Source organism: Flagellimonas algarum, from assembly GCF_040513375.1.
GTDB classification, from domain to species: domain Bacteria; phylum Bacteroidota; class Bacteroidia; order Flavobacteriales; family Flavobacteriaceae; genus Flagellimonas_B; species Flagellimonas_B algarum.
This window is the reverse complement of record NZ_JBEVTG010000001.1, coordinates 645,430-660,127: the sequence shown is the minus strand read 5'-3', so window position 1 is coordinate 660,127 and position 14,698 is coordinate 645,430. Positions and strand designations below refer to the sequence as shown.

The 14,698-nt window shown below is 47.9% G+C and carries 17 protein-coding genes; 3 read left to right on the top strand and 14 right to left on the bottom strand.

The genetic code is table 11. The features are described from left to right. Nucleotides 1–104: 104 nt before the first annotated feature. The 12 genes from ABV409_RS03090 to ABV409_RS03035 all read right to left on the bottom strand — a co-directional run bounded on the left by ABV409_RS03090 (nt 105) and on the right by ABV409_RS03035 (nt 10,256). Nucleotides 105–863: an SDR family NAD(P)-dependent oxidoreductase gene (locus ABV409_RS03090; RefSeq protein ID WP_353876080.1), complete on the bottom strand. Its 759-nt coding sequence runs from the start codon at nt 861–863 to the stop codon at nt 105–107. 20 nt (nt 864–883) lie between these two features. Then, entirely contained in the window at nt 884–1,651 is a 768-nt protein-coding gene (locus ABV409_RS03085) for a DUF6090 family protein (protein ID WP_353876079.1), read from the bottom strand. Beyond that, complete coding sequence (locus tag ABV409_RS03080) at nt 1,648–2,391, bottom strand: DUF6090 family protein (protein WP_353876078.1); 744 nt, start codon at nt 2,389–2,391, stop codon at nt 1,648–1,650. The genes ABV409_RS03085 and ABV409_RS03080 overlap by 4 nt, the downstream gene beginning before the upstream one ends. A 5-nt stretch (nt 2,392–2,396) precedes the next feature. Further along, nucleotides 2,397–3,137: a DUF6090 family protein gene (locus tag ABV409_RS03075; protein ID WP_353876077.1), complete on the bottom strand. Its 741-nt coding sequence runs from the start codon at nt 3,135–3,137 to the stop codon at nt 2,397–2,399. A 25-nt stretch (nt 3,138–3,162) separates the two neighbouring features. After that, on the bottom strand, nt 3,163–3,912 hold the full coding sequence (locus ABV409_RS03070) for a DUF6090 family protein (RefSeq protein ID WP_353876076.1): 750 nt from the start codon (nt 3,910–3,912) through the stop codon (nt 3,163–3,165). Next, nucleotides 3,905–4,645: a DUF6090 family protein gene (locus ABV409_RS03065; RefSeq protein WP_353876075.1), complete on the bottom strand. Its 741-nt coding sequence runs from the start codon at nt 4,643–4,645 to the stop codon at nt 3,905–3,907. The genes ABV409_RS03070 and ABV409_RS03065 overlap by 8 nt, the downstream gene beginning before the upstream one ends. Further along, entirely contained in the window at nt 4,642–5,778 is a 1,137-nt protein-coding gene (locus ABV409_RS03060) for a S41 family peptidase (protein WP_353876074.1), read from the bottom strand. The genes ABV409_RS03065 and ABV409_RS03060 overlap by 4 nt, the downstream gene beginning before the upstream one ends. Nucleotides 5,779–5,870: 92 nt before the next feature. Next, a complete protein-coding gene (locus ABV409_RS03055; RefSeq protein ID WP_353876073.1) occupies nt 5,871–6,605 on the bottom strand; it encodes a DUF6090 family protein in 735 nt (244 codons plus the stop codon). Continuing rightward, complete coding sequence (locus ABV409_RS03050) at nt 6,589–7,347, bottom strand: DUF6090 family protein (protein ID WP_353876072.1); 759 nt, start codon at nt 7,345–7,347, stop codon at nt 6,589–6,591. Before ABV409_RS03050 ends, ABV409_RS03055 begins: the two co-directional genes overlap by 17 nt. Nucleotides 7,348–7,363: 16 nt before the next feature. Next, a complete protein-coding gene (locus ABV409_RS03045; protein ID WP_353876071.1) occupies nt 7,364–7,993 on the bottom strand; it encodes a DUF6090 family protein in 630 nt (209 codons plus the stop codon). After that, nucleotides 7,986–9,683, bottom strand: a complete 1,698-nt coding sequence (locus ABV409_RS03040; protein ID WP_353876070.1) for a hypothetical protein — start codon at nt 9,681–9,683, stop codon at nt 7,986–7,988. Before ABV409_RS03040 ends, ABV409_RS03045 begins: the two co-directional genes overlap by 8 nt. Nucleotides 9,684–9,707: 24 nt before the next feature. Next, entirely contained in the window at nt 9,708–10,256 is a 549-nt protein-coding gene (locus ABV409_RS03035; RefSeq protein WP_353876069.1) for a hypothetical protein, read from the bottom strand. Between the two features lie 112 nt (nt 10,257–10,368). Between ABV409_RS03035 and ABV409_RS03030 the strand changes: the two genes are divergently transcribed. The 3 genes from ABV409_RS03030 (at nt 10,369) to ABV409_RS03020 (ending at nt 13,298) form a co-directional block, all read left to right on the top strand. Then, a complete protein-coding gene (locus ABV409_RS03030) occupies nt 10,369–12,405 on the top strand; it encodes a S9 family peptidase (RefSeq protein WP_353876068.1) in 2,037 nt (678 codons plus the stop codon). Further along, the gene (locus tag ABV409_RS03025; RefSeq protein WP_353876067.1) at nt 12,406–12,816 is read left to right on the top strand and encodes a PH domain-containing protein; all 411 of its coding nucleotides are present in this window, start codon (nt 12,406–12,408) and stop codon (nt 12,814–12,816) included. A gap of 77 nt (nt 12,817–12,893) precedes the next feature. Beyond that, entirely contained in the window at nt 12,894–13,298 is a 405-nt protein-coding gene (locus tag ABV409_RS03020) for a DUF2141 domain-containing protein (RefSeq protein ID WP_353876066.1), read from the top strand. 6 nt (nt 13,299–13,304) lie between these two features. Here ABV409_RS03020 and ABV409_RS03015 read toward each other — a convergent pair whose 3' ends face one another. Together ABV409_RS03015 and ABV409_RS03010 are read right to left on the bottom strand one after the other, a co-directional pair. Continuing rightward, nucleotides 13,305–14,207, bottom strand: a complete 903-nt coding sequence (locus tag ABV409_RS03015; protein WP_353876065.1) for a glycoside hydrolase family 16 protein — start codon at nt 14,205–14,207, stop codon at nt 13,305–13,307. A gap of 23 nt (nt 14,208–14,230) precedes the next feature. After that, a complete protein-coding gene (locus ABV409_RS03010; protein WP_353876064.1) occupies nt 14,231–14,635 on the bottom strand; it encodes a TonB-dependent receptor in 405 nt (134 codons plus the stop codon). Nucleotides 14,636–14,698 lie beyond the last annotated feature (63 nt).

Genomic DNA, 14,698 nt, shown 5'->3' with positions numbered 1-14,698 from the left:
TTATCCTTAATAATACGAAATACCAAAGCGTTCGACTCAAAAACCGCGCTGTTTTTAAATCGGATGCGCTCGAAACGAAATTGCTTTTACCTTGAAAAGGACAACTAACTCCTTAAATAACTGGCCCCGTTGACGTCGATGATCGTTCCTGAGCTGTATTCCGCCCCATCGGAAGCCAAGAACAAGATGGCATGGGCCACTTCCTTTGGTTGGGCCATACGTTGAAAAGGTGATTCGCGTAAGAGGTTTTCCCGTTCCGCTGGGGTTAAGGTGACAGCGGCCATTTCGGTTTCGGTGAAGCCAGGGGCTACGACCCCTAAGTAAATGTGATGGGGCGCCAATTTTTTAGCCAACGATTGGGTCATCGCATTCAAGGCCGCCTTGCTGGCCCCATAGGCGGGTTTGGTAGGCTCCCCCCGAAACGAACCTCGAGACGACACGTTTACGATACGGCCCCCACCGGTTTTCATCATGGCTTGGGCGGCCCAATAGGTCATGTTCGCGGCCGCGAAGAGGTTGGTCTTGAAGGTGGTTTCCCAGGCATGGGTCCAGTGGTCAAATTCGACCTGATCGATTTCATGGAAGATCGAGATCCCGGCATTGTTGACCAAGATATCGATCTGGCCAAAGGCAGCAACGAAATCGTCGATGATGCGCTGGCAGTCGGTCTTATCCGACACATCTCCTTGAAAAAGGGCATGCCCTTGCCCGGGCAATTCCTCTAGGGTCTTTTCGGCTTCGTCTAGTTTGGTCCTGAAATTGATTCCGACCCGGCCACCCTTTTGGGCAAAGGCCATCGCAGTCGCTTTGCCGATCCCTCGTGAGGATCCGGTGACTAATATGTTCTTCTTCTTGAAATCCATAAGCATTCCCGTTTTTAGGGCTATTCGTCAAATTGTTCCAATTCTTCTTCCAGCGTTTTTTGTATGATCTCAAAGTCTAGGGCCATGGGTTTCAAATGCTCGACCTCTGAGGTCAGGGAGGTGGCCAGGTACAGGGTCAACTTGTTCTCGAAAGGGCGGGAACGCAACAATTCGAAGTTGGTGTTTTCAAAAGGACTTTCAGTGTTGCCGTACCAGTTTGAGAAGTCGATGACATAATCAGCAGCCTTTCGAAAATTGCCTTCCTTTAAGGTCTGTTGGGTACAATCCCATCGGATATCGGTCACTGTTTTTTCGTTCTCTCTAAAATGCTCGACTTTGGCATCGATCGAAAGTAGGGCGTTTTTAAGCGTTTCGTTGGTGATGATGGTCAATTGACCCGAATTGATCACACTCAGGCGGGGTTCGAACTCGGTTTTTTCTTGTAAGGATGCGGCAAGCAACAGGGCCAACTCTTTTTCGCTCAATTGGTCGTTCGGCCTTGGTGACATATGCGCGATCAAGCGCCCGGTGCCTTTGATATTGGCATTGTTGACCTTTCGTGCCCGTGCCAATTCCTTGATGTTGTAGGCCATTTCATTTTGCAAGGAAATAAGCAGGGTCCGTTCTTCTTTTCTGGTTTTGCGGTCTTCGTTCCAGTTGTTGATCTGTAACGCGATGAGGATCCCTATCACGACCAATATGATTTCCCCAATGGCATAGAGCAGGTATTTCGAAACTTTGTTTTCTGAAAGCAGGGACCGTCGGATTTTGCGAAAAAACTGTATCATTCCAATAGGGTATTAACGGCATCCAATCGTTCTTGGGCCATCTCCATTTGATAATCGAAATAGGGTCGGAGTCGTTTTTTTCTTGCATAATCCGATTTTAACATATTTCGCACTTTGGTGGAGCGTAATAGTTTTAGAAGTTCTTTTTTGCGAAGTACCGAATCCTGAACCAGCAATTGGTCTTCGTTAGCCAGATTCAGTTCATAACGATCCTGGGCATACCGCCACCATTCGTCTTCGATATCCACTTGCTTGTTGTGCCATTGGGTTGCCTTTTCAAATTCAGGCCAGAGATAGCCATAAAATTCCTGTATTTTGACCAATACCGAATCGTATGTGCCATATTCACTGATTTGGGCGTTTTCAAAGCGTCTAAGAATGGTCGGATTGTAACTCACATTGATATATTTCGACTCGATTTGTGCCTCTAGCGAATCAAGTGATACGGTTTCAAGGGTAGTAAGGGTCAGGAGCTTCTTTTTCTCTTCCATATGGAACTCCATGAGGGATATACTACGTTCTAGATCTTGAATGTTGTATTCCAGTTCTTTCTTGAATTCGCTAACGAATTGATTTAGGACCCCCGCTGTCTGCTGCTCCTCATTCCAGTTGTTGATCTGCAAGGCGATCATAATCCCGATGACCACTAGAATGATTTCCCCAATGGCGTATAGGAGGTATTTGCTGAACTTATTTTCAGTCAAAAGCGTCTGGCGTATGCGGCGGAAGAATTTGATCATTTGGGTCAGTCGGGTTTACTAAGGTTCAATATGGTTTCGATTTTTGTCTGTGCCAATTGGTATTGATATAATTCATCAAAACTGGTGACATGCATGTTATCGATGTGGTTTTCAAATCGATAATCGGTGAGGAGCGGGATGTTTCCTTTCGACATTCGCGAAAGCCCCACATTGAAACCGGGATGCTTGTCATCGACATTTCGTATTGACCCCTGTTCGGTCAAATAGTCGACCAGGGAATGGAAAGATCTTCTAAAGCCCGCTTCGAATTCAATTAAGTTGGTATAGTAGCGTTCCCATTCGAGTAAGGCCGTTTTCAATTCGGCATTTTGCAATTGGGCGAAGCCTCCTGATTTTTTAAGTTCTTCCATGACGAAAAAACTGGGATTCCAGGTGGGGGTGGTCAGCGTTTCACTGATCAAACTGTCCAATTTCAACACCTCGATGCGTGGTTCGGCTTCTTGCAACAAGTCCAGAAGTTCGCGCGAGGAGTCAACGACGCGCTGTAACCGTTCGATGTCGATACGAAGCGCCTCGTAGTTGTTCTGGAATTCGGTATGTAGGTCGGCGATAAGCCGCTGCTCTTCGTTTTTGGCCTTTCGGTCTTCATTCCAGTTGTTGATCTGCAGGGCGATCAAAATCCCGATCACAACAAGGATGATTTCCCCAATGGCGTATAGGAGGTATTTGCTGAACTTATTTTCAGTCAAGAGCTTCTGGCGGATGCGGCGGAAGAATTTGATCATATGCTACAATGCTGTTTTGGTCACTTCAAGGATCCGATACCATGGGGTCGATCTGGTTCAATATGGTTTCGATTTCGGCTTTTTGCTGCTCAAGTTCTTTGATCAATATCGTGGCGTTCATGTATAGCGTAAAGAGTTTGGAGGCGACCATTGGATCAGAATGGATGCTAATATCCTTAAGGGCGGGGTAGGCCACATTTTGACCCAAATACAATTGGATCAACTCCCTACTCATCATTTTCGGACTGATCTCATCGGTAAATTGTCGGGAGGCTTCTTTGGCGCGTTCTTGGGTTCCGGATTTGTAGTCGAGTTGACTGTAATAGGTCGAAAGGGCAGTGCGCAAGGCTTTGTTTTGGATCAAATCGACGGTTTCAGCGGCCACCATATTATCGAAAGCGGTACGAACCGGGATATAGACCTCAAAGGAAGTTAGCGTATCCATCTTGGGCAACAGTTGGTCGATATAGGGCTTTCCTTCCGATCCCAATCCGAAAAGCCCGAAGGTTTCGTTCACCAGGATCGCTTTTCTTTGGTAGAAGGCGATGGCCTGGTTGATGTTCGTGGTATCTTTTTCGAGGTTCTGCTTGATTTCGATCAAATATTCCTGCTCTTTGTTCCGCTCAAGGCGGGCGTCGTTCCAGTTGTTGACCTGAAGGGCAATCAAGATCCCGATAACGACCAAGATGATCTCACCGACCGCATACAGTAAATATTTGCTGAATTTGTTGTCGTTGAGCAAGCGCTTTCGAATACGGCGGAAAAACTTAATCATCGGAAAAGGGTTTGAGTTCTTGATCTAAAAGATGCAATAGTTCTTGCATGTCTTCCTTTACCTCGTTCAAAGCCGTGGTATGGCTCAATCGCAACACGACCAAGACACTGATGAAATTACCGAATTCAGTGTTTTGCTTCAGTGCTTCATAATCATTGGGGCGGGCGATTTCAGAATCGAGGTCGGAATCTCTCCGGATATGGCCGATCATCATTCGTTGGGTGGTGTTCTGGTTGAACGACCATTCCCATCTTCCGTTGTCTTCCAAAAGGTATTTCAAGGCGAATTCGTAGACCTTGGTGATTTCCGTTTTTAGACGATCGTTACTGATTTGATCGATGCCTTTGACTTTGATGGTTTCATAAGAAGTCATCGGCAGGTAGGGCATGTGCCATACATCCAATCCCCCAAAAGCGGTATCCAAGACTTTCGAATACGGGAGGTCCTCGATCAAATGCTGTTGGATGGTTTTCAAGTGGGCGACCGATCGCGCATTGTATTTGGCGATGGTGTCGAGTTCGTTTACTGAAAAGGCCACATCCTTTCGGAATTCCCGAAGCAAACGGATTTCTTCTTTTTTCGCTTTACGCCCTTCGTTCCAGGTGTTCACCTGCAAGGCCAACAAGATCCCGATCATGACCAGAACGATTTCCCCAACGGCATAGAGCAAATAGCGGTTGAGTTTGTTCTCGGCGAGTAGGGCTTGACGGATACGACGGAAAAAGTTGATCATGGGTTCTCTTGTTCTATTATTTCAAGCGTCTGTTCGATCCAATCTTTTGTGTAGTCCAAGAAACGTTCAGGAGGCACACCTTTGACTTCATAGGGAAGGTATTCCTTATGCCGTTTTGAAGTCATAACGGCATTGAATGCACCGCAAGGCAGGGGGTTGTTCACCTTCCGTTTCTTTTCGTAAGCGATCATACCCAAGCTATGGTCTCCCAAAAACAGGGCATTCCTTAATTTTTTGAGACGAACGGCGAATTGTTCGGCATTGCTGCCCGTGGCATTGTTGATCAATATAAAGAGCTTTCCTGTCTGGTTGTATTCCCATAAGATATCGTGCAGAATATCGGAATTGCGCGATCCTCCGCCACCGTTGTTGCGCAGGTCTACCACCAGGTTTTCCGAGGTGAGGGTGTTCTTTAGTGTGGCATAAAAAGCTTCCGCCTCGGCCAGGGTGGGGTAGAAGGATCGAAAACTCCCTACTTTGATATAGGTAGTTTTGGCATTGAGTTGCTTGCGAACGTATAGCGAATCGCGATAGGCCACTCGATGGTACAATTTGATCGAGGGGTCTTTTTTCAGTCCGAACTGTAAAAAATTCCCGTCTTTGATCCGTTCGAGATAGGCGATCTGTACTTTGGTCTTCGGACGCGCGAATACGGAAAGGTAATTGTTGTCATCGATTCCTATCATAGTACACAGTACTTCGCCGGCTTCCCAGTTTTCCAATTCCGACGCCAAGACCACTCCCTTGTAGGTTCGATCTGATTTAAAGAGTCCGATGTCAAAATAACCGGGGAGTCGGTATATCCCTTCGACATCCGAAAGTGGGCGTTTCTTAAGGACGGTTTTCAAACTATCGAGGTCTAAGGAGAGTTTTTCAGTTGCGATTTGGACTTGTTCTTGAGTCTGCACCCGGATGTGGAGGTCTTTCACCCCTAAGGTCAGACGGTTCAAAAGTACCATACATTCCAAATCCGAGCCAACGGTTGGTAAAGCATCACGAAGGCGTTCCCATGAGGTATCGTAAAAGGATTTGTGGTCTTTGTAGGCCGGGGTCTTGCGAAGCAAGCGATCGAGTTCGGCAAAGTCCTTTTGGCAATCGCAGTTTTGCCCATGCCCCAAGGCGAAAACTAACATTAATACCAGGGTCGGGACCCAGAAAACAAGCGCATTAAAAGGGCTTGCCATTGGGCTGTGGAAATTAGTTTGATCGTCGGCTTGCTTTGAGCTCATGGCGTGTCGATGTTTTGATGGACTTGTTCCAAAATCGCTTCCATCTTAGCACGTTGGTTTTGATAGAGCCAATTCAGTTCTTGGGCCATATGTTTCTGTTCACTCACAAGGTTCAGGAATTGGGTGTCTTTTAAAAGCTGTTCGGCTACCTCTTGGTCGATGAAATTTTGTTGGCGCGTTTTTCGGTACATGGGCGCGTTTTCCAAGAGGTGACCGATATACCGCAATTGATTGTCCTTGCCCAAGGTTTCGAATTCTTTCAAATATTTGAGATCCGCCGCCCAGTTCACCATGGCCTTTCGGATGCTGTCATTTTGGATCAAAGCGAGATCTCCGGAACCGAAGATGTCATTGATCGTTCCTTCTTGACTCATAAAAATGGTGTAATTGGTCGCACCCATGATCAAGGCTTCAAAGGCTTCAATGGTGGGCAACTTCAATTGCCCTTGTGCATACCGCAGCAAGGAGTCGGTAGCACCCAAGGTTTCACTTGACTTGTTGATGACCCGATCCAATTGGGAGATGTTATTCTCGATATCGTTTTGAAAGCTTTTGAGGTACAGTTGTTCTTTAGCGCGTGCGTTTTTCTCGGCGCTCCAGGTATTGATCTGCAAGGCGAGCAAGATCCCGATGACCACCAAGAGGATTTCCCCCAAGGCATAGACCAGGTATTTGCTGAATTTGGAATCGGCCAACAAGGCCTTGCGAATGCTTCTAAAGATCGTGATCATCGTCCATTTCTTTTTCGGTCAAGCGAATGATACCGTCGATCATCTGCACTACCCCTTCGTCTTCAACGACCTGTAGCAGATAATCGAGGCTTCCAATACGATGCCATCTGAAATTGTATTCTTTCGGACCCAACCAAACGGCCATGTTCTCGGGGCTATAGGGCTTTTCGAATTCATAGACATCGCGTTGCCAAGGATAGTATTCATCGAAAAGGAACTTCATGTTGAAGCCTTCTTCTTCCAAATAATCCCCCAATACGTCGTTCCACGAGATCAACATGCGTCGCAGGCTATCGTTTTGGATCAAATCGAAGGATGAGCTGTTGATCAACGCCCTGACCGATCCGTTTTTCGGATTGAACGACAAGTTGGTGAAAAGGCGCGACTGGTAGCTGAACATGCTATCGTTCATCGGATAGTTCGGATGGTCTTTCACCGCAACGTCGCGTTTCATGATGGTCATCAGTGAATCCAATTTCAATCCGGCCTTTAGCGAACCCGCATTGAAATCCAAGATCGAATCGAGTTGTTGTTTGTTGTATTTGAAATCAAGGTTGATTTCCTTTAAGTACGATAGTTCTTTGGCCCGATCCTGTTGCTCTTCGCGCATGCGGTTCAATTGTAGGGCGATCAAAATCCCGATGACCACCAAAACGATTTCCCCGACGGCATAAAGCACATACTTGCCCAGTCTGTTGTCTGCGAGGAGTTGTTGTCGAATGCGTCGAAAAAATTTGATCATACGGTCAGGAAATATATTAAGGTGAGCTATGGTTTTCCAGTTTCTCAAGACAATCGGCAAACCCTTTTTGCAACTCCGTTTCGAAATAATAGGCATCGACCATGACCATGTTCAAAAAAGTGGCGATCTGCCTGAAATTACGCAATTCCGAAAAGTCGTGCTGGTAGAGCGAGCTGGAGGCGGCCGCCCCAAAGTCGTTATAGGCGTCCTGTAGCGTATACAGGGCATTCAACGCTTCGGCCAAATCCACATCGAAATCCTTGGTGCTGCCTGCTTGAACGGCAGTCTGGAAAGCGGCGTTCCTCATCCGGACGATGCGCAGCCCGCGCCAAAAAGATAGGCTTTTCACGGCTTCTTCTTCCGTAGTCGGGGTTTCAAGCGTCTGTAAGGTATCTTTCACCATGACATGGTAAGCAAAAGCCGATTCGATAATCGCTTGGTTGGCAGCCAATTCTTTGGCGATCAACCCCATGGTCTTTTGTTTGGTCGCGTCGATTTTTTGTTTTTCGTTCCAATTGTTGATCTGTAGTGCCAGAAGGATGCCGATGACCACCAAAACGATTTCACCAAGGGCGTAGAACAGGTATTTGCTGAACTGGTTTTGCCCAAGGAGCCTTTGACGGATATGGCGAAAGAACTTAATCATTCCAAAGCGGTCCTAAATGGTCTTTTTCTCCGGTCATTTCCCAATGTCCCAAAGCGATAGGGATGTTACCGATACGGTTCAAGGTGTCGAAAAAGGTTTTGGTTTCGAACGGTGTGCCCTGTCCTTCTTGGATGCGGGCGAAATCGGCCATGGCATGTTCGACCAAGTATTTTCCGGTGATATAGCTGGTGCCGTATCCGGGTTGTCGCAAATACAGGTGTTGCTCGAAAATCAGGAGTTCCTTTTCCGTTTTCATCCATCCCCTAGGGGTGTATTCCGAATGGATTCCACCGGCTTCCTCCATGGTCATTTCGTTGGCGTGGGCATATAGGGAACCCAATCCGCGCGCCGCGCGTTGGGCGATCATGATATATACGATTTCACGGGTTCTAGGCGAATCGTCGTAAAGGCCGGCATCCAAGAACATTTCCTCTACAGCGGTGGCCATCCCTTCATTGCGCGAATCGAAAATATTATACAACAAGGGCCCTCGGCGGATTTTACTTTGATGGGGTTCATTGTCCATCCGTGCCAATTCGAACCAATGGTAAAAATGGGAATACAGCGGGCGAGGGTCGTAATGCTCGCCGATCAAAAAGAAGTTGCGTTTGTCTTCTGGCACGAAGCTGCCCAGATGTTCGCGGAGGGCGGGTTCGAAATAGGGTTTGACCGTCACGATGTCTTGGGTGTCGAGAAAGTCCATCAGACTTTCGGCGGCCCTATCGGCCATGAGGTCATAGGCTTCCGGTGAGTCGGCGGCGGTCAGTTCGGGCAGGTCCCGGTTGCGGTGTTCTTCCAATTTTAGGGCAGACCACGCTCGGGCGAGTTCGCGTTTGAGGAGCATTACCTCGTCTTCCCAGGTGAGGGGTACCAGATGCACGTTCTGAAGGTACCAGGTATAATGGGCTTTTCCGATACCCGAAGGTCCTGTTTTGTTGACGGATTCGGCCTCTAGCCAATCCATGAGATCGAGTGACGCTTTTCGGGCCTCTTGAACGGCAACCACCAAATCGCCATGCTCGTTGACACTTGGTCGTTCCAAGAGGGACTCCAAGGTTTCCGCTTGGGTCTTGATATCCCGGATGCCGGTCACCCAAAGATCTTTGGCATTTCCGGTGAGGTTCGTTTTAGCCTGTTCGTTCAAGGGCGGTATTTTCCGCAGGTCGATGGTCAGCCGTTCAGCTTCCGAATCGGAGAGCGGAAAGTTATAGGTCCACAATTCCGTGGTACCATGGTGGGTCGGTCCTTCATGGGCTGGCACATCACTGCGATAGGTCCAAACCGATTTGTAAAAAGCGGGATCGCGTTGCCAGGGTTTTAAGATATTGTGGTTGAATTCATAGCCGTTCATTTCGGCCCAGACGATCATCCAATCGACTTGATGGGGGATCGCCCAGCCTGTGGTATCGATTTCGATTAACTGTTCGTGTAGCTTCTTGAAATCAGGCCATCGTTTTTCGAACGTCGCTTTTCGGTAATCGGGGGCCCCTTCCCAATCCGGGGGCTGTTCAAAATTCCGCCAATCCTCAAAAAGCACGACCAAATCTTCGTATTCCGAAGGCGTCTTTTCTTTCGCTTCTTCCGAGGTGTCCGTTTGGCGTTCGCCGCATGAACTGAAAAGAAGCAAACCTAATAGCACGATCATAGTGGCCAATCGGTTGTAGGGGTTTTCAAATGTGGTTGGTTTCATGTGGTATAAGATTCCCTTGGTTCGTTAATCCACTTTTATCGGATCACTGGCATTGCTCGATAATTGCCATCGTTCATCTTCATAGATCGAGGTGTAAATGACTTCAATCGGAAAGGGGGAATCGCCTTCCAGGGTGACATCCAGATACTGCAGTACGCTGTCTAGGTTCCGTGCCGGAAGTTGGTATGTAAAGATGAGTTTTTCTTCGCCAGGTGATAAGGTGCTGCCCCGACCGAGGGTGGCATGTTGGGGTAGGTAGCCATACTCCAATAGCTTAGGGGCCTCTACTTCCAATAATTTTTCGATTTCGATCGGATAAGCCTTGCCGTTGTACAGGAAACTGATCGAATCGATAATCGCCGGCCCTAGGCCTTTGTTCTCGACCACTTGTTGAAAGGTAATGATGCTATCATTACCGCCTTGATTGGTGGTAAAGTCGAGACGGGGCTTGACCGAGAGCTTGCTTTGTACCCGCATGATATTGGTTTGGTAGATAAAGATTACCAAGGTAAGGATGCTGATGACCATGGCTGAAATACCCAGAAGCCTGTCGGTATTGATTTTTTTTGACATAAGCGGTTGAAAGCAGGGTTGTTGTCTTAAAGATAAGGGATAATCTTAAAATGAACAGGCTTTGCCAAAAGAAGCCGAAGCGTTACCTTTAAGAACCACAAAAATGACCGGCATGAAGCGCTATCTGATTCTAGCGGCTCTTTTGGTTTCGAGTATTTCGCAACTAGGGGCCCAACACCAACGTTTTTCCTATCTCGACATCTTCGACCTGCAATACGTGACCGATCCCCAAATTTCGCCTGACGGCCAATGGATCGTATACCGCCGTATGGGTTTTGACGTGATGAAAGACCGGGCTTGGGGCAATTTATGGCGTGTTAAAAGCGATGGATCCCAGCATCAAAAACTCACGGCTCGCGAAGTCAGTGAAAGCAATGCCCGGTGGTCTCCGAACGGGGATCGCATCGCGTTTACCAGCAGTACCGACGAAGGTGCCGAACTCTTTGTGTTTTGGATCGATAGCGGGGCATTGGCCAAAATCAGCCAGTTGCCTTTTTCACCTAGTGGTATGCAGTGGTCACCCGACGGGTCGCAATTGGCCTTTTCCATGAATGTGCCCGAGGCAGCCCCGGTGTTGGCCAAAATGCCCAAAAAACCCAAAGGGGCGAAATGGGCCGATAGTCCGCGCATCACCGATCGGGTGTACCATGAAGCCGACGGAAGGGGATACATCAAACCCGGTTTCCATCATATCTTCACCATACCCAGTGATGGGGGAGCACCACGGCAAGTGACTTCCGGCAATTGGCACCATAGGGGCAGGCTGTCATGGGCCCCAAATGGAAAGACCCTTTATTTTTCTGCCAATCGTGTTGCCGATTGGGAATACCGCTTTCGAAATAGTGAAATCTATGCCGTCGACACGGAATCAGGGACGATTACCCCTTTGACCGATCGAGACGGCCCCGATTACAATCCACAGGTTTCACCCGATGGTAAACAAATCGCCTATATCGGATACGGCGATGCCAAGCAGGCCTATCAAGTACGCCAGTTGCATCTTATGAATGCCGATGGCAGCGGCAAACGATCGATATCGAAGGACTTGGATCGTAGTGTCTCGGGAATCCAATGGAATGCCAAGGGTGACGGCCTGTATTTTAATTATGACGACAAAGGCAATGGAAAAATCGGATTCATTACAGTAAATGGAAAAGTAAGCAAATTGGCCGATGATCGTGGGGGTACCACGCTAGGGAGGCCCTATGGCAGTGGGTCCTTCAGTGTGTCGACCAATGGTACTTTGGCCTATACACGCTCACGACCGGATCACCCAGCGGAATTAGCCGTTCTTGGAGGTAAACGTGACGACCTAGATCAAATCACCGACTTGAATAGCGCATTGTTGAATTATCGTGAATTGGGTAAGGTGTCGGAGGTTTGGTATACCTCAAGCGTCGACGGACGTGATTTACAAGGATGGATCGTCTATCCACCCCAGTACGATGCAACCAAGAAATATCCCTTTATGGTCGAAAACCATGGGGGTCCGATTCTCAATTACGGCGATCGTTTTTCTATTGAAATGCAGTTGTACGCCTCGGCAGGATATATCGTTTTTTATCCCAATGCACGAGGGAGTACAAGCTATGGGGAAGCATTCGGTAACCTGTTGTACCGCAATTATCCCGGTGAGGATTACAATGACGTGATGGACGGCGTCGATCATTGCATCGCAATGGGCATTGCCCATGAAGACCAGTTGTTCGTGACCGGGGGCTCTGCAGGAGGGATCATGACGGCTTGGATGATCGGTAAGAACAACCGTTTCGAGTCGGCCGTTGTGGCCAAGCCGGTGATGAATTGGATCAGCAAGACCCTGGTCGCCGATAATTATTTCGGGTATGCGAATACCCGTTACGAGGGCCAACCTTGGGAGAATTTCGAAGGCTACTGGAAGTTTTCACCGATATCCCTGGTGGGCGAAATCGAAACCCCGACCATGGTCATGGTAGGAATGAACGATTTGCGGACCCCTCCAAGTGAGGCAAAACAGCTCTACCATGCGCTTAAGTTACGCAAGGTACCCACGGTTTTGGTCGAGATACCAGGGGCAAGCCATGGTATCGCCAATCGCCCCAGCAATTTGATCACCAAGATCGCCCATACGGTAGCTTGGTTCGATAAGTACCGATCCAAAACGGACTAAATGGCAAGAAAAAAACGGCATGCGTTATTGAATCTCATATTGGGCCTAACGGTCATAGGTTGCCTATTGGCTTTTATCGCCCATTCCAAAAATTGGACCCGGATCGAACAAGGGCAGCTCACGGTCCTTTCAGGTATTTACCACCAAAAAATTCCCTTGGATTCTATCCAAGACCTGCGATTCGTGGAAAAACTGCCCCAAATGGAACGTCAAAGTGGATTTTCATGGAAAGCCCGTGAAAAAGGGATCTTTAAGGATTCGATCACCCAAGCGAAAGTCTATGTGTTCGTCGATGATCTTCGGCAGCGCAAACTCCGTCTGACTTATGCCGACTCGCTCACCCTATATTTCAATTATGCCGATAGCAGTGCTACCCAAGGCTTCTACGACCAAATCAGACCGAAAGATTGAGATTTAAGAACTTTTTAGCGCTGTCGTTATACTTTTTTGGCAACGTTTTTGTTCATCTTTGCAAAGAAATACGAGCGATGAAACACCTACTTGCCCTGCTGCTTTTGTTACCCCTAACTACCCTTGCCCAACATACGATTACAGTCAACGTTCTTGAAGTACCGGCTTCTGAGGGAAAGATCAGCGTGGCGGTTTATAAAAATGCCAAGGAGTTTCTGAAATTCGACAAAGTATTCGTGTCCGGCTCGTCAGAAGCCCAAAAAGGGGCGACCGAGGTTATGGTCGAAGTTCCTCAAGGTGAGTATGCCGTGGCCGTTTTTTACGACGCCAATGGTAATGATGAATTGGATACCAATTGGTTGGGCATCCCTAAAGAGAAAGTCGCATTTTCCAAAGCTAAAATGCGGGCCTTCGGGCCGCCAAAATTCAAAGACTGCTGTTTTAAGGTCTATTCCGATACCGAAATCAGTATTTCCCTGTAAGTTCCGCTATCGTTTATACACCCGAACCCAATCGACTTGCATTTCGGAGGTGTCGACAAAGGTGGTCGGAGAGGAATTCGGGAAAAAGAACCCACCAACGGCCGTGTTGAGCACTAATTGTTGTTTTTGACCGAAGAGGCTAGCGATAAAATTCAAAGGACTGGCGTTATACCGGTGCAACAGTTCCCCGTCGAAATAGATTTCAAGATTGGTCGCTGTCCAGATCAATTCATAGGTATGGAAATCGGCCGTAATATCGACGTCTACCTCATGTTCGTGTACGGTATTATTGTTGTCGGTAATCGGAATACCGGGTTCGGTACCATAAAAGATGTTGCTGGAAAATTCCATCGGAAGGTTACCCCGGGCTTCGATAATATCGATTTCTCCTTTGGTGGGCCATGGATCCCCATACGACCAAAATGCCGGCCACATGCCATTGCCTGGAGGCATTTTGATACGGGCCATAAATCGGTATTCGGTTTCCCCACTTCCGTTGGAGGGGCCGAAGGTGGTCTTTGATTCAATTCGGCCCGACACATATTCGAACTGTTTAGGTGTCGGATCAAAGGGATTGTTGGGGCCAACGATATTTTCACGTTGTACGTTGATGGTCAATATGCCATTTTCAACCACCAGCTGCTCGGGTCTGTAAAATTGGATTTCATTGTTGAAGGCCCCGCTTTCCCAAACGTTCCACTGCGCCAAATCCGTTTCGAATTCTTCCTCAAAGACGAGGTTCCATTCCCGATTGGGATCCAAGGTCTCCTCATCGGGCGGGTCAATGGGTAGGTTCGATTGGTCATCTGAATCGTCGTTTCCACTGCTTGAACAGGCAAATACCAATAAGAAGGACAAACAGAGAAAGGTTCCATAGCGGAACCTGGAAAGGGCAGCGTTTTTACGCATAGTCTTTGAATTAGATTAAAAACCTATTTGAAGGTGGTGATCTTGATGACCCCGGTCGCCGCGCGCGAACCGTAAAAGGCCGCCTCTTGATCTGAAAGCACTTCGACTTTTTTCACATTGAAATTGTCAACGAGTTCGTTGATTGAGGCAAAGGAGTTACCGACGATATAGTTGTTCAAGACATACAGGGGTTCGAACGAACCTTGATTACTGACCGAATTGGTGGCTTTGGTCACTATAGGGGTGCCGTTTCGTAGCGTGACCCCAGGGAGCTGTCGGATCTTGGTCAGCAAGGGGACGTTGCCGCGATTGCGTTCTTCAAGTTGCTCTTTTACATCGGCAGAGGCCGTATCTTGGTTTTTGGTCGCTGAGCATGCGCAAAGAACAAGTACGCAGACCATAGCAAAGGCGATATTCAGTTTTTTCATGATGCTGTATTTGTGTGGACTTAATTTACGAAAAATACGGTAAAAGCCGTCGCTTAAGGTAGG